The sequence below is a fragment of the Ruminococcus sp. AM26-12LB genome, from assembly GCF_003480785.1.
GTDB lineage: Bacteria > Bacillota > Clostridia > Lachnospirales > Lachnospiraceae > Blautia_A > Blautia_A fusiformis.
Window position 1 is genome coordinate 1 of sequence record NZ_QUJX01000014.1, and the last position, 20,041, is coordinate 20,041.

Sequence of the window (20,041 nt, forward strand, 5' to 3'; positions counted from 1 at the left end):
ATCTCGACCGGGGATTTGTGAATTTCTTTCAGAAACGGGCTTCCTATTGAAGGGGGCGATTTCCTGTAAATTCAAATCGTTTTCCACCTGTAAGATCATTCCGGGGAAGACGGTCAAATAAAATGAAAATACAGATGAGGAGAAAATAAAATGTTATTTTTTGTAAACGATTACTGCGAGGGAGCGCATCCGGCGATCCTCCAGAAACTTCTGGAAACCAATATGGAGAAGCTTTCCGGCTATGGCACAGACAAATACTGTGATTCTGCAAAGGAGAAGATCCGTAAAGCCTGTGGTTGCCCGGATGCAGATGTGTTTTTCCTGGTGGGAGGAACTCAGACCAATGCCACGATCATAGGTTCTGTCCTGAACCGTTATGAAGGTGTTCTTGCGGCGCAGACCGGACACGTAAGTTGTCATGAGGCCGGAGCAATCGAGTATACAGGACATAAGGTACTGACACTTCCGGCAGAAAACGGAAAGATCAAAGCAGAAAGTATCACAGATTATGTGGAAACTTTTTATGGGGATGAAAGTCACGACCATATGGTATTTCCGGGAATGGTTTATATTTCCCATCCGACAGAGTACGGAACACTTTATACGAAGAAAGAGCTGGAGGAAATTTCCGAGGTATGCCATAAATACGAGCTTCCTCTGTTTTTGGACGGAGCAAGACTTGGCTACGGTCTGGTAAGTCCGGAAGCAGATGTGACACTTGAGGATATCGCCAGATGTACAGATGTGTTCTACATCGGCGGAACCAAGGTAGGAGCACTCTGCGGTGAGGCAGTGGTCTTTACGAAAAAAGCTCCGAAGCACTTTATGACTATGGTGAAGCAGCAGGGAGCCCTTCTGGCAAAAGGCCGTCTTCTGGGAATCCAGTTTGACACACTGTTTACCGATGATCTGTATACAAGAATCAGCAAAAATGCTATTGAAACAGCTATGAAGCTGAAAAGAGCCCTTCAGGAAAAAGGATATCAGCTTTTTCTGGATTCTCCCACGAACCAGCAGTTTGTAGTTTTGGAAAATAAAAAGAAAGAAGAACTGGGCAAAGAAGTTCAGTTTGATTTCTGGGAAAAATATGATGAAGATCATACAGTGATCCGTTTTGCCACAAGCTGGGGAACAAAAATGGAAGATATTGACGCGCTGATCGAGTTGCTGTAGGGCGGTCGGCAGACGATAAAAGAGATGAGATGGAAAAACTCCGTGAGGTCCGGGTGAATGCAGACCTCACGGAGTTTTTGTTTTCGAAAATTATAACTTCTTACCCTTCTCAGCAGCTGCGGTAAGCGCTTCGAATACGGCACTGCGGAAGCCGCTCTTTTCCAGGGTGCGGACACCTTCAATGGTAGTTCCTGCCGGTGAGCAGACCATGTCTTTCAGGTCTCCCGGGTGTCTGCCGGTTTCCAGAACCATTTTTGCGCTGCCGAGAACAGTCTGGGAAGCAAATTTATAAGCCTGCTTACGAGGCATTCCCTGGCTGACAGCGGCATCTGCCATGGCTTCGATAAACATAAACACATAAGCCGGTGAACAGCCGCCTACAGCGCCTGCGGCGTCCATCAGACGCTCCGGTATCACTTCGGTACAGCCAAAGCTGTCTGTGATCTTAAGGATTTCTGCCAGTTCGTCTTCCGAAACCCGGTCATTGGTACATACAGCAGTCATTCCGGCCCCAACCTGTGCAGGAGTATTAGGCATAAAACGGACAACTTTCAGAGGAAGACCGGCTTTTTCTTCCAGCCATGCAAGAGTCTTGCCGGGAGCGATTCCGATGATGGTGTGCTCTGTCGTGAGACTGTCGTGGACCTCTGTGAGAACTTCCTCATAAAACTGCGGCTTTACTGCAAGAACGACAGTTTTTGCAGATCGGACGATTTCATTGTTATCCAGAGTGGTGACAACACCAAGAGTTTTTTCACTGCGCGCTCTGCCTTCTTCTGTAAGGTTGGAAACAATGATCTCGTCCTTTGAAAAGATCCCCTGACGGAGAATACCGCCGATCATGGCAGAGGCCATATTTCCACATCCGATAAATCCAATCTTCATAAACAAAAATCCTCCTTGAAATTTATAAAAAAGGACACGCCTGACTGCGTGCCCTCTTTGGCAATGAAAGCAGATAACGGGAATCGAACCCGCCTCCTCAGCTTGGGAAGCTGATGTTCTACCGATGAACTATATCTGCCTGCATTACTAATTATAGCACCTGAAATAAGAAATACAAGTGCGATTTACGATACCAGTCAGTGATCGCTCTGCCAGCCCTGGCTCATGGTACTGTTATGATATCTGGTGGAATAAGTTACATCTTCTCCGAACCAGTCCGGCGCAGTGTAGGCATTGGCGGCTTCCTCTGTAGGAAATTCCACCTCAGCCAGAAGAACTCCCTCGTATTCTCCGTGGAACACATCCAGTTCAATAAAAAGTCCGTCTTTTTCCGGGATCACATAGCGGTCCTTGGTAATGAGGATACCGTCTGCTTTAGGCTTCAGATGCTCATAGGCTTCAGCGGTGAGCGGAAGATTATATTCTTCACGGCTCATGAGACCCTTGGATTTGTAAGTAAGAAAATAGTCATCATCCTGCCGGCGGATGCGGACGACAGGGGAAGTGCAAAGATACCCCTGCTCGATTCTGTGGCAAGGATAAGAAACCAGATCCTGCGGAAGGTCATCCTTCCGGATCAGAAATTTACGTTCGATCTCCATATAAAAAACCTCCGGGTTTGTGAAATGAAAAGATATTATGTTCAGTCTACAGGAAAAAAACAGGATTTGCAATGGCATATCTGTTGAAATTTCTTGACATTTTCAGATGGAAAAAGCATTATGGAAGGGAATGGGGAATACAGAAAATATTTATGGATTTTATAAAAGAAAGGATGAACAGGATCATGAGTAAAGTATATATTTTTTTCGCAGATGGTTTTGAAGATATTGAAGGACTGACCGTGGTAGATCTGATGAGAAGAGCCGGGATCGACATCCAGACAGTATCTATCAAAGAGACAAAAGAGATCAGAACCTCTCATGGAATCGATCTTCTTACAGACCGTACCTTTGGAGAATGTGATTTTTCCGATGCGGATATGCTTGTAATTCCGGGAGGAATGCCGGGAACAAAATATCTGGAGGAATATAAACCGCTGACTGAGCTTCTGACAGATTTCTATCAGAATGGCGGCAAGGTAGCAGCTATCTGTGCGGCACCAGGTGTATTCGAGAGACTTGGATTCCTGAAAGGCAGAAATGCTACATCGTACCCATCTGTTATGGAACAGCTTAAAAGTGCCAGAACATCTCTGGAGCCTGTAGTGGTAGATGGAAATGTAACTACCAGCAGAGGCCTTGGAACAGCCATCGATTTCAGCCTTTCCCTGATCGGACAGCTGGAGGGAAGCGCAAAGGCAGAAGAGATCGCTGAATCGGTGGTGTATGTAAGAGCATGAAAAAAGAGATGAAACAGGTCCTGTGGGTAGTGGCGCTTCTTGTTATACTGATGACAGCCACAGGAAATTTGGTGTCAGCTGCCGGCTTTGACTGGTCGGATGATACATTCGGGAATGCTTGCAAAAAAGTGTATTCCGTATCTTTCAGGTCAGGCGGAGGAGCCTCCTCTGCTATATATAAAAAATTGGAAAAGAAACAGAAATATGGTTCCATGATCACGATTCCCAAAGTGCCGCAGGTCCCAGCAGGATATCAGGCAGAAGGATGGTCTCTGAAAAAAGGAGGAGCGGAGGCAAGATATAAGCCGGGAAAAAAATATTTTGTAAAAAGAAATGTAACGTTTTATGCAGTGATAAAAAAGAAGAACAATCCCAAACTGATCCTGCACAGGAATGACGGAGATATCTACAAGATCATCCAGGCTCCAAGCGGAAAACTGAAACTACCGGTGATGGCCAATGAAGAGAATTATACATTCCTTGGATGGTCTACCAGGGCAGGTCAGAAGACCGCACCAAGGTATGAAGCCGGACAGGTGATCACAGTCAGTGGAACCATGCATCTCTATGCGGTGAGATTCTGGCGGTATCAGGAACCGAATTTGGTCAGGAACAGCTTTCATTATCCTGAGAATTACGAAAGGATCATCTTTGTGGGAGATTCCAGGACATATGGTCTTCAGAAGGTATTGTACGAACAGTTTGGAAAGGAGTATGTGGACAGCCATGTCAGCTTTGTATGCCGTTCTAATACGGAACTGGGCTGGCTGAAGTCAACGGGCGCACAGGCTCTTTTGAAAGAAATAGAAAAATATCGTAAAAATGAAAAATACGCAAAGATCGCAGTGGTGTTTAATCATGGTATCAATGATCTCAGAGATATTAACGGAAAACAGGATCTGAATGATAGACTCTCACAGTACGTGTCTTATATGAAAAAGCTGGGAACAAAGCTTTCCATGAAAAACTGCAGTCTGTATTATATGTCTGTGAATCCGATCAATGGAGGGGAAAAGGGAAGTACCAAGAATCGTAAATGTGAGGATGTCCGGACTTTTAACAGCGGTCTTGCCGGTGAGCTTGGAAGTCAGTACCACTATATTGATGTTTACAGTTATCTGATGCGGACCGGATATGGTACTGTATCCAATACGGGAGACGGTACAGACGATGGTGTTCATTATACGCCTAAAACTTATAAAAGGATTTTTACATTTTGTCTTAACAACATAAGAAAGACAGAAAATTACTTTAACATTGAGGACGTGGGCAGCTGAGAAATGCCCTGTGGGGGCATATGGAAAACTGAAAAAAATACTGGCGTTTTTACAGTGGTTATGCTATACTACAGAAATGACTGTAAATATATAATGCGAGTGTTAACTATTTTATATAAGGTATTTACTCGATATGATTAAGGAGGAACAAGAAACATGAGTTTACAGGTGGAGAAAATGGAGAAAAACATGGCGAAACTTACAATCGAGGTTTCCGCCGAGGATCTTGACAAAGCAATGCAGAATGCATATCAGAAAGCAAAAGGCAGAATTTCTATTCCGGGATTCCGTAAAGGAAAAGCTCCAAGAAAAATGATCGAGCAGATGTACGGAAAGGGAGTATTCCTTGAGGACGCTGCAAACGCTCTGATCCCTGAGCATTACAGCAAAGCACTTGCTGAGTGTGATCTTGAGATCGTTTCCCAGCCTAAGATCGATGTAACACAGGTTGAGCCTGGCAAACCATTTATCTTTACAGCAGAAGTAGCTACTAAACCAGAGGTAACTCTTGGTGACTATAAAGGACTTGAGGTTCCGAAGTCTGAGACAGAGGTAACAGACGAGGAAGTTGAGGCTGAGATTAAGAAAGAGCAGGAGAAAAACTCCAGAACCATCACAGTTGAGGATCGTGCAGCACAGAACGGCGATACAGCAACTATCGATTTCGAGGGATTCGTAGATGGTGAGGCATTCGAGGGCGGTAAAGGAACAGACTATCCGCTGACACTTGGTTCCAACACCTTCATCCCGGGATTCGAGGAGCAGCTTGTTGGTGCTAACACAGGTGATCACGTAGAAGTTAAGGTTACATTCCCGGAGGAGTATCAGGCAAAAGAGCTGGCTGGCAAAGAAGCTGTATTCCAGTGCGATGTTAAGAAGATCGAAGCAAAAGAGCTTCCGGAGCTTGACGATGACTTTGCTAAGGATGTATCTGAGTTTGATACACTTGCTGAGTACAAGGAAGACGTTAAGAAGAACCTGACAGAGAAGAAAGCAGAAGATGCACGTCGTGCAAAAGAAGATGCAGCAGTAGATAAAGTGATCGAGAATGCACAGATGGATATTCCGGAGGCAATGATCGAGACACAGACACGTCAGATGCTTGACGATTTCGCAAGAAGAATGCAGTCCCAGGGTCTTTCCATGGAGCAGTACTTCCAGTTCACAGGCCAGAGCGTTGACAAGATGATGGAAGACATGAAGCCACAGGCTCTTAAGAGAATCCAGACAAGACTTGTTCTTGAGAAGATCGCTGAGGTAGAGAACATCCAGCCAACAGAGGAAGAGGTTAACGAAGAGATCTCCAAGATGGCAGAGATGTACAAGATGGAAGCAGACAAATTAAAAGATCTCATCGGTGAGAACGAGATGGAGCAGATGAAGAAAGATATGGCTGTTCAGAAAGCTGTTACATTAGTTGCCGATGCAGCTGTAGAGGCGTAATAAACCTCGGAAATGGAGGGCAAAATGAGTTTAGTACCTTACGTCATTGAGCAGACCAGCAGAGGAGAAAGAAGTTATGATATCTATTCAAGACTTCTTAAGGACCGAATCATTTTCCTTGGAGAAGAGGTAAACGATGTCAGTGCGAACCTGATCGTTGCGCAGCTTCTCTTCCTGGAAGCAGAAGATCCTTCCAAGGATATCCAGCTTTATATTAACAGCCCGGGTGGTTCTGTAACTGCCGGAATGGCAATTTATGATACAATGCAGTATATCAAGTGCGATGTATCTACGATCTGCCTTGGAATGGCAGCCAGCATGGGAGCTTTCCTCCTGTCCTCCGGTGCCAAAGGCAAGAGATATGCACTGCCGAATTCGACGATCATGATCCATCAGCCATCAGGCGGTGCACAGGGGCAGGCTACAGAGATCCAGATCGTAGCTGACCAGATCGCAAAAACCAAAAAGAAGCTGAACGAGATTCTTTCTGCGAATACCGGACAGCCTCTTGAGATTGTGGAAAAAGATACTGACCGTGACAACTATATGACAGCGGAAGAAGCTAAGGCATACGGCCTGATCGACGGTGTTGTGATCCACAAATAATGCGTAAGAAAAGACTCCTGTAAAGACACAGGAGTCTTATCTTGCTTTAAAAAGGAATTTTAAATGTCTGCGAGAGACGGACATTTACGCTTAGAAAGGAAACAAAAAGATATGGCAGATAAAGTAAAAGAAGGAAAGGTAAGATGCTCCTTTTGCCATAAGACTGAAGATCAGGTACGCAAGCTGATCGCAGGTCCGGATGGAGCATATATTTGTGATGAATGTATCGGGATCTGCTCCGAGATCATGGAAGAAGAATTCAGTATGTATGATCATGAGGCAGATTATGAAACAGGGATCAACCTTCTGAAACCGGAAGAGATCCACAGTATCCTGGATGAGTATGTGATCGGACAGGATGATGCCAAGAAGGCACTTTCCGTAGCTGTTTACAATCATTACAAGAGGATTCTTGCTTCAAGAAACCTGGACGTGGAGCTGCAGAAGAGCAATATCCTGATGCTTGGTCCGACCGGTTCCGGTAAGACACTTCTTGCACAGACACTGGCAAGACTGCTGAATGTTCCTTTTGCCATCGCAGATGCCACTACTCTCACAGAGGCAGGCTATGTTGGCGAGGATGTTGAGAACATTCTTCTGAAGATCATTCAGGCAGCCGATTACGATATTGAGCGTGCCCAGTACGGAATCATCTATATCGATGAGATCGATAAGATCACAAGAAAATCCGAGAATACCTCCATCACCAGAGATGTGTCTGGTGAGGGCGTACAGCAGGCACTTCTGAAAATTCTGGAAGGAACCGTTGCAAGCGTACCTCCTCAGGGAGGAAGAAAGCATCCTCATCAGGAATTTATCCAGATCGATACTACAAACATCCTGTTCATTTGCGGTGGTGCCTTTGACGGACTGGAGAAGATCATCGAGGCAAGACAGGATACCAAATCCATTGGTTTCGGAGCAGAGGTTTCCGAGAAGGAAGACCGCAATGTGGGCGAAGTTCTGAAGGAGGTTATGCCGGAGGACTTTATTAAATTCGGTCTGATCCCGGAGTTTATCGGACGAGTTCCGGTCGTGGTAACCTTGGATTCTCTGGATGAAGAAGCACTGATCCGTATTCTGAAGGAGCCTAAGAATTCCCTCACAAAACAGTACGACAAGCTTTTTGAGCTGGATGGCGTGCAGCTTGAGTTCCAGGATGAAGCACTTGAGACAGTTGCCCGGAAATCTCTTGAGAGAAAAACAGGTGCCAGAGGACTTCGTGCCATCATGGAGCATACCCTGATGGATCTGATGTACAAGACACCATCGGACGACACCATCCGTAAGTGTATCGTCACAAAAGAGGCAGTGGAGGGAACCGGAGAGCCGGAGATCATCCACGGGGAGGCCAAGGCTCCTGCAAAAAAAGCAGGACGCAAAACATCCCGTTCGAGAAAGAAAGGCAAGCCGGAAACAGCTTGATGAAGGGAATGACATAAATGACAAATCAGGTCAATATATTGCCAATGATCGCTCTCCGTGGGACTACAGTCCTTCCGGATATGATCGTACACTTTGATGTGAGCAGGGAGAAATCTATCCGTGCCGTGGAAGCAGCCATGCTCCATGACCAGAAGATCTTTCTGCTGACACAGAAGGATCCTGAGGTGGAAATACCGGAACTTACGGATCTGTATCAGGTAGGAACCGTCGCTTATATCAAGCAGGTGGTGAAGCTTCCGCAGGATCTTTACCGGGTTCTGGTAGAGGGACTGGACAGGGCAGAGGTTCTGGGCCTGGAGCAGGAGGAACCATATCTGAAGGCGGAATGCGAGATCGTTACGGCACAGGAAGAGGATTACCCGGAACCGGTAAAGGACGCCATGCTTCGCAGCATCCGGGAGCTTTTTCAGAGATATTGCAGAGAAAGCGGAAAAGTAAGCAAGGATCTGGTAACCCAGATCATGAACATCGAAGATGTGCAGGAAACCATCGACCAGATCGCAGTAAATCTTCCGATGGCGTATCAGAACAAGCAGAAGCTTCTGGAAGCAGTGTCTTTGAATGACCGTTATGAGATCCTTGGAGCGCTTCTTGGCAGCGAGATCGAGGTGATCCATATCACTAAAGATCTTCAGCGCAAGGTGAAATCCCATATCGACAAGAATCAGAGAGAGTATATCCTCCGGGAACAGCTGAAAACCATCCGTGAGGAGCTGGGCGAGGAGAATACTGCTGATGATATCGATGAATTTAAAAAACAGCTGAAGGAGCTGGATGCATCTGATGAAGTAAAAGAGAAGATTTCCAAGGAGATCAGCCGTTTTAAAGGAATGGCAGCCAGTGCTGCAGAGGCAACGGTGCAGAGAGGCTATCTGGAAACCGTTCTTGCACTTCCGTGGAATAAGAAATCCGAGGATTCCGAGGATCTTGAGAACGCATGGAAGGTTTTGGAAGAGGGTCATTACGGACTGAAAGAGGTCAAAGAACGTATCATGGAATTCCTTGCTGTACGTAAGCTGACCCACAAGGGAAAGAGTCCGATCCTCTGTCTGGTGGGACCTCCGGGAACCGGAAAAACTTCCATTGCACGTTCTGTGGCAGAGGCCATGAACAAGAAATACGTCCGCATCTGTCTTGGAGGTGTCCGTGATGAGGCTGAGATCCGTGGCCACAGAAAGACTTACGTCGGTGCCATGCCAGGAAGGATCACAGTCGCACTGAAGGAAGCCGGAGTCAGCAACCCGCTGATGCTTCTTGATGAGATCGACAAGACCAGCAGCGATTATAAAGGAGATACCTCCGCAGCACTTCTGGAGGTTCTGGATCCGGAGCAGAACAGTAAGTTCAATGATCACTATGTGGAGATTCCCCAGGATCTTTCCGAGGTACTGTTTATTGCCACTGCAAATGATGTTCAGGGAATCCCGAGACCTCTTCTTGACCGTATGGAGCTGATGGAAATCCCGGGATATACGGAAAATGAGAAGGAACATATCGCAAGGGAACATCTGATCCCGAAGCAGATGGAGATCAACGGTATTCCGGAAGGCAAGCTGGTGATCCAGCCGGCAGCTCTTGGCAAGCTGATCAACAATTATACCAAGGAAGCAGGAGTCCGTTCTCTGGAGAGAAGCATCGGACGTATCTGCAGAAAAACTGCACGTGCTATCATGGAAGAGGGTAAGGATAAGGTAGTTGTCACATCCCGAAATATTTCCAGATTCCTTGGCAAAGAACGATATAACTATCTAATGGCCAATGAGAAGGATGAGATCGGGATCGCCCGCGGTCTTGCATGGACACAGGTAGGCGGTGATACCCTGCAGATCGAAGTCAATATCATGCCCGGAAAAGGCGAGCTGCTTCTCACCGGACAGCTTGGAGATGTGATGAAGGAATCTGCACAGGCAGGTATCAGCTATATCCGTTCGGTTTCTGACCAATATGAGATCGATCCGGAATTTTTCCAGAAGCATGATATGCATGTACATATTCCGGAGGGTGCCGTTCCGAAGGATGGCCCGTCTGCCGGTATTACCATGGCAACTGCCATGCTGTCTGCAATTATCGAAAAACCGGTGCGTGCGGATCTTGCCATGACCGGTGAGATCACCTTAAGAGGCCGTGTGCTTCCGATCGGCGGACTGAAAGAGAAGCTGCTTGCAGCTAAATATGCCAGGATCAAGGAAGTCCTTGTTCCGGAGAAAAATCGTCCGGATATCGAGGAGATGGACAGAGAGATCATCCAGGGACTGAATATCCGGTTTGTGGATAACATGAAAGAAGTTCTCGGTGAAGCTCTTGCATAAACAAAAAACAGAAAAACCCTGCCCTGACCTTCAGGACAGGGCTTTTAAAAGAAAAGGGAGGAATAACGAATGGTAATCAAAAACGTATCGCTGGATATCGTCTGCGGCATCACAAGCAAGATCCCGGACACAGGAAGGCCGGAGGTAGCTTTTGCGGGAAAATCAAATGTAGGGAAATCCTCCCTGATCAATGGTCTGATGAACCGCAAGGCCCTGGCAAGAACCAGCGCACAACCGGGAAAAACACAGACAATCAATTTTTATAATATTAATGAAGCAATGTATCTCGTAGACCTGCCGGGCTACGGCTACGCCAAGGTCTCTGCGGCAGAGAAGGAAAAATGGGGAAAAATGATCGAGGGCTATCTTCATAATTCCAAAGAGCTCCGTGCGGTTTTTCTCCTGGTGGATATCCGCCACAAGCCTTCCGCCAATGACAAGCAGATGTATGACTGGATCTGTCACAACGGATATGAGCCGGTGATCATCGCGACCAAGCTTGACAAGCTGAAACGCAGCCAGGTGGCAAAAAGCCTGAAGGAGATCCGCATCGGACTAGGCCTTCCGAAAGAGGGAAAGATCCTTCCGTTTTCTGCGGAGACGAAGCAGGGAAGAGACGAGATATGGGCACTGATCGATGAGTTGACCGGCCTTGGTGAACCGGCAGCTACAGAGGATTAAGGAGAGCAGAAAAGATGGGAATTATCAAGGCGCTTAAGCTGGGATTTGACTATCAGAGATACGATGATGACGGCAATGTGGTAGACATGCAGCGTGCAGTCAATGATGTGAACCTGGACATTAAAGCAGGAGAATTTGTGGCAGTTCTGGGACATAACGGATCCGGAAAATCCACACTGGCGAAGCATATGAATGCGCTTCTGATCCCAACAGAGGGAACGATGCTGGTGGACGGGATCGATACCGCCAGAGAGACCAAACTCTGGAAGGTACGCCAGAAGGCAGGAATGGTATTTCAGAATCCGGATAACCAGATCATAGGAACCGTTGTGGAAGAGGATGTAGGCTTTGGTCCGGAAAATATGGGAGTTCCTACAGATGATATCTGGAAACGGGTGAATGACAGCCTGGAAAAAGTCGGTATGACAGCCTATCGTTATCAGTCCCCAAACAAGCTTTCCGGAGGGCAGAAGCAGAGAGTGGCTATTGCAGGCGTGATGGCCATGCGCCCGCGGTGCATCATTCTGGATGAGCCTACCGCCATGCTGGATCCTAACGGAAGAAAGGAAGTCCTGGAGGCAGTGCGGGAGCTGAACCGTAAGGAAAAGGTAACAGTCATTCTGATCACCCATTACATGGAGGAAGTGATCCATGCTGACCGTGTTTATGTCATGGACAGCGGAAATGTTGTGATGCAGGGAAATCCCAAAGAGATTTTTTCCCAGGTGGATACCCTTAAGGCGTATGGACTGGATGTACCACAGGTAACACTTCTTGCATATGAACTGAAGAAATCCGGCGTGGATGTTCCGGATGGAATACTGACTACAGAGGAGCTGGTGAGCGCATTATGTCAATCGAATTAAAAAATGTAACCTATACCTACAGCCCCGGGACAGCCTATGAGAGCCATGCGCTGAAGGATGTCAGCCTTGTGATCCCGGACGGCCAGTTTATCGGGATCATCGGACACACAGGAAGCGGAAAATCCACGCTGATCCAGCATCTGAATGCGCTGGTACAGCCAACATCCGGCCAGGTTCTGTATAACGGAGAAGATGTGTGGGCTGAGAAATATGACCGGAAACAGCTCCGCAGCGAGGTTGGTCTGGTGTTCCAGTACCCGGAGCATCAGCTGTTTGAAAATGATGTGATCTCGGATGTATGTTTCGGACCTATGAATCAGGGACTTTCCAGGGAAGAAGCAGAGAAAGAAGCGAAGCAGGCGCTGACTCAGGTTGGAGTAAAAGAGTCCAATTTCAAGAAATCACCCTTTGAGCTTTCCGGAGGCCAGAAAAAAAGAGTAGCTATTGCAGGGGTTCTTGCCATGAACCCGAAGATTCTGATCCTGGACGAGCCCACAGCAGGGCTTGACCCGAAGGGCAGGGATGATATCCTGGATCAGATCGCAGAGCTTCATAAGGTGCGAGGGATAACCATTGTTCTGGTTTCCCACAGCATGGAGGATATTGCGAAATACGTGGAGCGCCTCATTGTTATGAATCACGGAGAAGCTGTATTTGATGATGAGCCGAAGAAGGTTTTTTCCCATTATAAGGAACTGGAAACCATGGGACTTGCCGCACCGCAGATCACTTATATCATGCATGCGCTGAAGGAACATGGGCTGCATGTGGATGCAGATGCCACAACGGTGGAGGAAGCCAGAGACAGTATCCTTGCCGTACTTGCGCAGGCGAACTCTCCATTACTGAACAAAGGAGGGGCGGAAAAATGATCAGAGATATTACCATTGGCCAGTATTATCCGGCCAAATCCGTTCTTCACAGACTGGACCCACGGACCAAATTTCTGGGAACTCTGGGATTTCTGATCTCTGTGTTCCTGTTCCATACATTTCTCGGATATGCGGTGGCAACAGCATTTCTGGTAGCTATGATCGCAATATCCAAGGTTCCGGTGAAATTCATGTTCAAGGGTCTGAAGGCTATCGTTATGATCCTTCTGATCACGGTTGTGTTCAATATCATCCTGACGCCTGGCGAAGTGCTGTGGCGTTTCGGGATCATCAAGGTCACAAGGGAAGGCCTTGTTCTTGCAGGAAGAATGGCGATCCGTCTTGTTTACCTTGTGATCGGATCTTCCATCATGACATTGACTACCACGCCGAATCAGCTGACAGATGGTCTGGAGAGACTGCTCCGTCCGCTGAACAAGATCCGGGTGCCGGTACATGAGATCGCCATGATGATGTCCATTGCCCTTCGCTTTATCCCGATCCTTCTGGAGGAGACGGATAAGATCATGAAGGCACAGATCGCCAGAGGTGCAGATTTCGAAAACGGAAACCTGATCCAGAAGGCGAAAAATATGGTACCCCTTCTTGTGCCGCTGTTTATTTCGGCGTTCCGTCGCGCCAATGATCTGGCAATGGCCATGGAAGCAAGGTGTTACCATGGTGGAGAGCACAGAACTCAAATGAAGCCGCTGCATTATGAAAAAAGAGATTATGCGGCCTATGGGATCCTTGTGGCATATCTTGCGGTGGGTGTTGCATTCCGTGTGGCGGGACTGTAGCCAAATCCTGCCGGTACTCAGACATGGAACGGTCCGAAGCGTTGCATTTTGCACAGCGGAACTGTAATCGGATCAGGCAGGCATTTTGCAGGACGGTATGTCTGTTTTGGGATAGAAAGTACTGCAGGGATGTCTGTATCAGGAGGGAATATATTTTATGAAACGAGTAGGACTTGTTGTAGCTTATGATGGAACCAAGTACTCAGGCTGGCAGACACAGCCAAATGGAATCACCATTCAGGGCGTTTTAAACGATACCTTAAGTGAGCTGCTTGGGGAAAAAATCGAGACCATCGGTGCCAGCCGTACAGATGCAGGAGTGCACGCTCTTGGAAATGTGGCGGTGTTTGATACCGAATCCAGGATCCCCGGGGAAAAATTTTCCTATGCACTGAACCAGAGACTTCCGGAGGATATCCGTATCCAGCTTTCTGAGGAGGTGGAGCCGGATTTTCATCCCCGTTACTGTGACAGTGAAAAAACATATGAATATCGTATCCTGAACCGGCGGTTTCCGGTGCCAACGGAGCGTTTGTACTCTTATTTTTACCATTATAAACTGGATGTGGATAAGATGAAGGAAGCAACATCTTATCTGATCGGACGCCATGATTTTGCCAGCTTCTGCGGCTCCGGCGCACAGGTGAAGACCACCATCCGTACCGTGACCTCCATGGACGTGTGGAGAGATGGTGACATGGTGACCATCCGCATTTCAGGAACAGGTTTCCTTTACAATATGGTGCGTATCATTTCCGGAACCCTGATCGAGATCGGAAACGGGCAGTATCCGCCGGAACGCATGGATAAGATCCTGAAAGCCTGTGACCGCGGGGCAGCAGGCCCCACAGCTCCGGCTCAGGGGTTGACGCTGATGGGAATCGAGTTTTTCTGAAAACAGGAATTTTGTTGAAAATTACAAGAAAAAACAGTTGACAGGCAAGGTGCCTTATAATATAATAACTCAATGTGACGTAGTGCGAAGATGCTTGAGCCAATAGCCCCGGCGACGGCATTTTATCAGCGGTTTCGGACATTTCCGCGATTTATTTTGCACCCGCGTTTCCATTTACTTTTTTTCGCGGAAGTACCGCGGTTTGAGAAACATTATCGTTGATAAATAACAGGAGGTAGGACCATGCAGACTTATATGGCTAATCCGGATAAAATCGAAAGAAAATGGTATGTAGTTGACGCAGAGGGTTGCACTCTGGGACGTCTGGCATCCGGTGTTGCAAGTGTTTTAAGAGGAAAGAACAAACCTCAGTTTACACCGCACGTTGACACAGGAGATTATGTAATCGTTGTAAACGCTGATAAGATCAAAGTTACAGGCAAGAAGCTTGAGCAGAAGATTTATTATAACCACTCCGACTATGTTGGTGGAATGAAAGAAACCACATTAAAAGAAATGTTAGCAAAGAAACCTGAGAAGGTTATCGAGCTCGCAGTTAAGGGAATGCTTCCGAAAGGACCTCTTGGAAGAGCTATGAACAAGAAACTTTTCGTATACGCAGGACCAGAGCACAAACATGAGGCTCAGAAGCCTGAAGTTTTAACATTTTAATAGGAGGTAGAAAACATTGGCTAGCGCAAAATTCTACGGAACAGGAAGAAGAAAGAAATCAATCGCAAGAGTTTACCTGGTACCTGGAACAGGTAAAGTCACTATCAATAAAAGAGACATCGATGAGTACTTCGGACTTGAGACTCTGAAGGTTATCGTTCGTCAGCCACTGGCTTTAACAGAGACAGAGGGTAAATTCGACGTGATCGTTAATGTTCACGGCGGTGGATACACAGGACAGGCTGGAGCAATCCGTCATGGTCTTTCCAGAGCACTCCTTGAGGCAGACAAAGACTACAGACCAGCTCTTAAAGCTGCTGGATTCCTTACACGTGATCCACGTATGAAAGAGCGTAAGAAATACGGTCTCAAAGCAGCTCGTCGCGCTCCGCAGTTCAGCAAGCGATAATTCCAATCGAATACGGAAATTTATCAAAACCTCGGAAATCTTTGATTTTCCGGGGTTTTTTTATGCCTGAAAGTTCTTGAATTTTCTAAAAAAGTGGGCGATTTTGAAGTGTAGAACACACGTAGCGCACAAAACACCTTAAAAAATATATTGAGTATATTGCAAAGAAAAATTGCGTATGATATAATGCCAGTAGGCAAAAGAAATAATAAGTCCATGAGGACAAAAAGAATGAAGCCCCCAGTACCGCGAATACTGAGGGCTTCTTCTTATTTTTTATAGTGGACAAGAAACCACTAGGTCAGTGCTGTCCTTACTTGTCGCCGTCTAACCATTTGATGATGTAGTGGCAGGCTACACCAGCCATGCAGGAGACAAAGAAAGAAATAATAAATTCCATGAGGTTCACCTCCTCCCGTTGCCGGGTTTCGGTTGGACAACAATAGTATTATAGCATAGAACAATATGGACGGGAAGCAAATATATTTGCCCTTTATGGCAGTGTATTTGCAGGAACGGTGTAGCGCCGAAAAAAATTGAAAGCAATGTATGAGACACTTTAATAGATATTTGATCAGACAAGGACTCTGATCGGACGACTGGGAGGTATGCTTCATGCCGTTACAGATTATCAGAAACGATATTACAAAAATGCGCGTTGACGCAATCGTCAATGCTGCCAACACTTCTCTTTTGGGCGGCGGTGGTGTGGACGGCTGCATTCATCGTGCCGCCGGACCGGAACTGCTTGCAGAATGCAGTACGCTGCATGGCTGCGAGACTGGCAGCGCAAAAATCACAAAGGGATATCGCCTGCCCTGCAAATATGTGATTCATGCAGTCGGCCCGCGCTGGCGAGATGGCAAGCATCAGGAACAACAGCTTCTGGAATCCTGTTATCGGACATCTTTGAACCTGGCAAAAGAAAATGGCTGTCAGGCGGTGGCTTTTCCGCTGATTTCCTCCGGCATCTATGGCTATCCAAAAGACCAGGCTCTGAAGGTTGCAGTCGATACCATCAGTGCATTCTTGCTGGAAAATGAGATGATGGTCTACATCGTTATCTTTGATAAGAAGGCATATCAGATTAGCGGAAAACTGTTTGCTGATATCGCGGCGTACATAGATGACTGGTATGTGGATGAACATACCGACAGTCGAGTAGAACAGAGACGGCGGCTTGAAGCGTTGTCAGAGGAATCCTGCTTTGAAGCTGCATCTGCCCCGCTGCCGTCCGAAGCAATCTGTAAATCTTGCAGCAGTCAATCTCTGGAGGAGGCACTGGGGCAGATTGATGAGAGCTTTTCGGAAATGCTGCTGCGGAAGATTGACGAAAGCGGCATGACGGATGTTCAGTGCTACAAGAAGGCAAACATTGACCGGAAGCTCTTTTCCAAAATTCGCTCTGATAAATTCTATAAGCCATCCAAACCAACAGTGCTGGCATTTGCTCTCGCTTTGGAGTTGCCGCTTGCCCAGATGCAGGAGATGCTCGGCAAGGCAGGATTTACCCTTTCCCATTCGAGCAAATTCGATATCATTGTAGAATATTTTGTCGAACGGGGAAACTACAATGTGTATGAAATCAACGAGGCATTGTTTGCTTTTGACCAGAGCCTGATCGGGGCATAAGGACAAAGAAATGTCGTTTTCTATGCGACCACTTCACAAAAGAAAATCGCTATATTATGGCTGTAAGGTACGAAACCGAGCAGCCATAATCTTTTGGGAGGACAAGCATATGAGAAAAAATTTAACAGAGATCGTTTTTATCTTAGACCGCAGCGGTTCCATGAGCGGATTGGAACGGGATACCATCGGCGGATTCAATTCCATGATTGAGCAGCAGAAAAAAGCAGAGGGCGAAGCACTGATCTCAACGGTGCTGTTTGACAATGTGAGCGAAGTCCTGCACGACCGTGTAAATGTAAAGGATATCCGACCGATGACTGACCGTGACTACACGGTTCGCGGATGCACAGCACTCTTAGATGCCATCGGCGGTGCGATTCATCACATTGGAAATGTTCATAAGTACGCAAGGCCGGAGGACGTGCCGGAACATACCATGTTCGTAATCACTACGGACGGAATGGAAAATGCCAGCCGCCGGTACAACAGCGAAAAAGTGAAGCAGATGATCGAGCGGCAGAAAGCGAAATACGGTTGGGAGTTTTTGTTCCTTGGTGCCAATATTGACGCAGTAGAGACTGCAAGCCAGTTCGGAATCGGTGCAGATCGTGCAGTCAACTATCAGTGCGACAGTGAAGGAACCGCGTTGAATTATGAAGTGGTCAGCGAAGCAATCAGCTCTGTCCGGTGCAGTGCTCCGCTGAGTGCAGATTGGAAAAAGCGTATAGACGAGGACTACAAAAAGCGTGGAGGTTGCAAGCACAAGTAAATATTTTTTGAAGCCGGGGTGATGATTCACTCCGGTTTTTTCTTGTGCGCCGAGCATGGTACTAATCATATTGGTGCAAGTCCAGTCACGGGTATTTACCGCCAAGTGTAGCGAACCACAAGTCGGTATCAGTAATGGTATGGATGGAGGAAGTGGTATAGCAAAATCCTTGAGCCTACGTACAGAAACTTGATAAGGCGATTAGGTGGGTAAGGTTGCAAGGCAAACCGAAGCCCTAATGGTAAACGTATACCGAAGTTGTAAATCAAGAGGTTGTGGGATGAAAGATTAGTGTCTTACCTCGGGAGACCCTACTCACATACTGAAAGGTATGGTCGGAAAAGGTTTGGAGAGGGAGTCAGATGATGTCATAGTAGGCAAAAGCCGAAGGACTGAAACGATTTATAGTACAACTTATATGCCGAAGCCAGTACGGAGAGTATACATTCCGAAAGACAATGGAAAACAACGTCCGTTGGGAATCCCTACAGCATGGGATAGAACTATCCAACAGGCAATTGCTCAGCCAATATCTGATATTTATGAAGAAATATTTAGTGAAGACAGCTATGGATTCAGACCAGGAAGAAGCTGTCATGATGCAATCAGACAGGCCCTCTGCTATCTGAACAGTGGCTATGAATGGGTAGTAGATATTGATATTGAACAGTTTTTCGACAGGGTAAATCACGATAAGTTAATTCAGATACTAAGAGAGCAAGTAAACGATAGTACCACATTAAATCTGATTCGGAAATATCTGAAAGCAGGAGTAATGGAAAAAGGACTGGAAAAAGCGACTATCACGGGTGCACCTCAGGGTGGCCCACTTTCGGTTGTTGATTAAGCAGATGTCAATGTCCTCGGGGTACTCTTCATCCGCTATTCGTGAGCGTATTTATTTTGGGGATGATATGTCTGGCGTGTTGCTCTATACCGGAAGTGCCGATAAAGAAGGCTCACTTGGTGGACTTGTAGAATTAGGAAATATTGATCAGCTTATTGTTTTGATGAAAGACGCTTTCCAGGAAGCACTGGTTTGCACAAATGATCCGGAATGCCTTAACAATGTGCCTGCTGGTAATAATTCAAATGGCGCGGCGTGCCATTCCTGCTGTATGATCTCAGAAACAGCTTGCGAGAATGGAAATCGCATGTTGGATCGCGGACTAATTGTGCCTATTGACGGAAGAGAAAATCAGTCTTATTTTAAAACTTTGGTGGAAGAACTATGTCAACTGGAAGTATAAGCTTAGATATTTTGTTAAACAAAATTCTCACAGATGCTATATCTGGTGGAAATGAGTCTATTAGAGCCATTCAAAAGAGATATCCATCTCTTTCTGAAAAAGAAGCTCATGAAATTCTTGCTATGGTTTCAGCGACTGCCCAAAGTAACGATGATAGCGCTGAATTAGTTGTTACAGCGCCACCTTCTTTTGCGTTGAAAACAAAACCGACAAAGGTTACCGTAAGAGAAATGCTTATGGGAGCTAGGAAGAGCATTCTAATTACTGGGTACTCCCTCTCGGATTATTTTGCCGAGTTAGTCGATTGTGTAATTCAAAAGAGCCAAGAAGGCGTTCTCGTGAAATTTTTTGTGAATGACATTGAGAGTCAGAAGGCCTTTGACCGTTTATGCTGCTATAAGGGAAAATTTCTGCGAATTTATAACTATCCAAAACAGGAAGATAAAATGTCTGCTCTTCATGCAAAGGTAATTTCTGTTGATCAAACGGATACGCTGATTACATCTGCAAACCTTTCATATCATGGACAGGAAGGAAATATCGAGCTGGGGGCACGGATTCATTCGAAAGAATTGGCTAAACAAGTAGAGGATATATTTACTTCACTGGTATTCAAAAGGATATTTGTTGAACTGTAAGCTTTATGGAGGTGTG

At 46.4% G+C, this 20,041-nt stretch carries 21 protein-coding genes and 1 tRNA gene; 19 read left to right on the plus strand and 3 right to left on the minus strand.

The annotated features are described in order from the left end of the window. The first annotated feature begins 150 nt into the window (after window positions 1–150). Window positions 151–1,173: an aminotransferase class I/II-fold pyridoxal phosphate-dependent enzyme gene (locus DW694_RS11375; protein WP_022426165.1), complete on the plus strand. Its 1,023-nt coding sequence runs from the start codon at window positions 151–153 to the stop codon at window positions 1,171–1,173. A gap of 90 nt (window positions 1,174–1,263) precedes the next feature. Here the strand turns inward: DW694_RS11375 and proC are convergent, their stop codons facing one another. The 3 genes from proC to DW694_RS11390 all read right to left on the minus strand — a co-directional run bounded on the left by proC (window position 1,264) and on the right by DW694_RS11390 (window position 2,720). Further along, window positions 1,264–2,058: a pyrroline-5-carboxylate reductase gene (gene proC / locus DW694_RS11380; RefSeq protein ID WP_114002234.1), complete on the minus strand. Its 795-nt coding sequence runs from the start codon at window positions 2,056–2,058 to the stop codon at window positions 1,264–1,266. Between the two features lie 68 nt (window positions 2,059–2,126). Next, window positions 2,127–2,197, minus strand: a tRNA-Gly gene (locus DW694_RS11385). A 58-nt stretch (window positions 2,198–2,255) separates the two neighbouring features. After that, the gene (locus DW694_RS11390) at window positions 2,256–2,720 is read right to left on the minus strand and encodes a CYTH domain-containing protein (RefSeq protein ID WP_118753033.1); all 465 of its coding nucleotides are present in this window, start codon (window positions 2,718–2,720) and stop codon (window positions 2,256–2,258) included. Between the two features lie 185 nt (window positions 2,721–2,905). Between DW694_RS11390 and DW694_RS11395 the strand changes: the two genes are divergently transcribed. The 18 genes from DW694_RS11395 (at window position 2,906) to DW694_RS11480 (ending at window position 20,025) form a co-directional block, all read left to right on the plus strand. Next, window positions 2,906–3,460, plus strand: a complete 555-nt coding sequence (locus tag DW694_RS11395) for a DJ-1 family glyoxalase III (RefSeq protein ID WP_330697409.1) — start codon at window positions 2,906–2,908, stop codon at window positions 3,458–3,460. Then, on the plus strand, window positions 3,457–4,737 hold the full coding sequence (locus tag DW694_RS11400) for an InlB B-repeat-containing protein (protein ID WP_118753034.1): 1,281 nt from the start codon (window positions 3,457–3,459) through the stop codon (window positions 4,735–4,737). The genes DW694_RS11395 and DW694_RS11400 overlap by 4 nt, the downstream gene beginning before the upstream one ends. Before the next feature lie 156 nt (window positions 4,738–4,893). Then, the gene (gene tig, locus DW694_RS11405) at window positions 4,894–6,180 is read left to right on the plus strand and encodes a trigger factor (RefSeq protein WP_021650587.1); all 1,287 of its coding nucleotides are present in this window, start codon (window positions 4,894–4,896) and stop codon (window positions 6,178–6,180) included. A 24-nt stretch (window positions 6,181–6,204) separates the two neighbouring features. Continuing rightward, the gene (gene clpP, locus DW694_RS11410) at window positions 6,205–6,786 is read left to right on the plus strand and encodes an ATP-dependent Clp endopeptidase proteolytic subunit ClpP (RefSeq protein WP_015527365.1); all 582 of its coding nucleotides are present in this window, start codon (window positions 6,205–6,207) and stop codon (window positions 6,784–6,786) included. 111 nt (window positions 6,787–6,897) lie between these two features. Further along, window positions 6,898–8,211 carry an ATP-dependent Clp protease ATP-binding subunit ClpX gene (clpX, locus tag DW694_RS11415; protein ID WP_022426169.1) on the plus strand — a complete coding sequence of 438 codons (1,314 nt, stop codon included), beginning with the start codon at window positions 6,898–6,900 and terminating at the stop codon, window positions 8,209–8,211. 17 nt (window positions 8,212–8,228) lie between these two features. Further along, entirely contained in the window at window positions 8,229–10,541 is a 2,313-nt protein-coding gene (gene lon / locus DW694_RS11420) for an endopeptidase La (protein ID WP_092068692.1), read from the plus strand. Window positions 10,542–10,610: 69 nt separating this feature from the next. After that, complete coding sequence (yihA, locus tag DW694_RS11425; RefSeq protein ID WP_015527362.1) at window positions 10,611–11,222, plus strand: ribosome biogenesis GTP-binding protein YihA/YsxC; 612 nt, start codon at window positions 10,611–10,613, stop codon at window positions 11,220–11,222. A 14-nt stretch (window positions 11,223–11,236) separates the two neighbouring features. Further along, window positions 11,237–12,088: an energy-coupling factor transporter ATPase gene (locus DW694_RS11430; protein ID WP_015527361.1), complete on the plus strand. Its 852-nt coding sequence runs from the start codon at window positions 11,237–11,239 to the stop codon at window positions 12,086–12,088. Further along, window positions 12,073–12,960, plus strand: coding sequence for an energy-coupling factor transporter ATPase (locus tag DW694_RS11435; RefSeq protein WP_110104047.1), 888 nt, complete (start codon window positions 12,073–12,075; stop codon window positions 12,958–12,960). The genes DW694_RS11430 and DW694_RS11435 overlap by 16 nt, the downstream gene beginning before the upstream one ends. Continuing rightward, on the plus strand, window positions 12,957–13,760 hold the full coding sequence (locus DW694_RS11440; protein ID WP_015527359.1) for an energy-coupling factor transporter transmembrane component T: 804 nt from the start codon (window positions 12,957–12,959) through the stop codon (window positions 13,758–13,760). Before DW694_RS11435 ends, DW694_RS11440 begins: the two co-directional genes overlap by 4 nt. A gap of 157 nt (window positions 13,761–13,917) precedes the next feature. Further along, window positions 13,918–14,655 (plus strand): tRNA pseudouridine(38-40) synthase TruA, encoded by a 738-nt coding sequence (truA, locus tag DW694_RS11445; RefSeq protein ID WP_021650594.1) that lies wholly within the window; start codon window positions 13,918–13,920, stop codon window positions 14,653–14,655. A 243-nt stretch (window positions 14,656–14,898) separates the two neighbouring features. Further along, a complete protein-coding gene (gene rplM / locus DW694_RS11450; RefSeq protein WP_021650595.1) occupies window positions 14,899–15,327 on the plus strand; it encodes a 50S ribosomal protein L13 in 429 nt (142 codons plus the stop codon). Between the two features lie 16 nt (window positions 15,328–15,343). Continuing rightward, window positions 15,344–15,736 (plus strand): 30S ribosomal protein S9, encoded by a 393-nt coding sequence (rpsI, locus tag DW694_RS11455; RefSeq protein ID WP_110104046.1) that lies wholly within the window; start codon window positions 15,344–15,346, stop codon window positions 15,734–15,736. A gap of 615 nt (window positions 15,737–16,351) precedes the next feature. Further along, window positions 16,352–17,368, plus strand: a complete 1,017-nt coding sequence (locus DW694_RS11460; RefSeq protein ID WP_110104171.1) for an O-acetyl-ADP-ribose deacetylase — start codon at window positions 16,352–16,354, stop codon at window positions 17,366–17,368. Window positions 17,369–17,477: 109 nt separating this feature from the next. Next, window positions 17,478–18,137, plus strand: a complete 660-nt coding sequence (locus DW694_RS11465; protein WP_110104170.1) for a hypothetical protein — start codon at window positions 17,478–17,480, stop codon at window positions 18,135–18,137. 475 nt (window positions 18,138–18,612) lie between these two features. Beyond that, a complete protein-coding gene (locus DW694_RS11470) occupies window positions 18,613–18,984 on the plus strand; it encodes a reverse transcriptase domain-containing protein (RefSeq protein WP_270406463.1) in 372 nt (123 codons plus the stop codon). Further along, window positions 18,974–19,387, plus strand: coding sequence for a Zn-binding domain-containing protein (locus DW694_RS11475; RefSeq protein ID WP_227574366.1), 414 nt, complete (start codon window positions 18,974–18,976; stop codon window positions 19,385–19,387). The genes DW694_RS11470 and DW694_RS11475 overlap by 11 nt, the downstream gene beginning before the upstream one ends. Next, complete coding sequence (locus tag DW694_RS11480) at window positions 19,369–20,025, plus strand: phospholipase D-like domain-containing protein (RefSeq protein WP_181968255.1); 657 nt, start codon at window positions 19,369–19,371, stop codon at window positions 20,023–20,025. Before DW694_RS11475 ends, DW694_RS11480 begins: the two co-directional genes overlap by 19 nt. Window positions 20,026–20,041 lie beyond the last annotated feature (16 nt).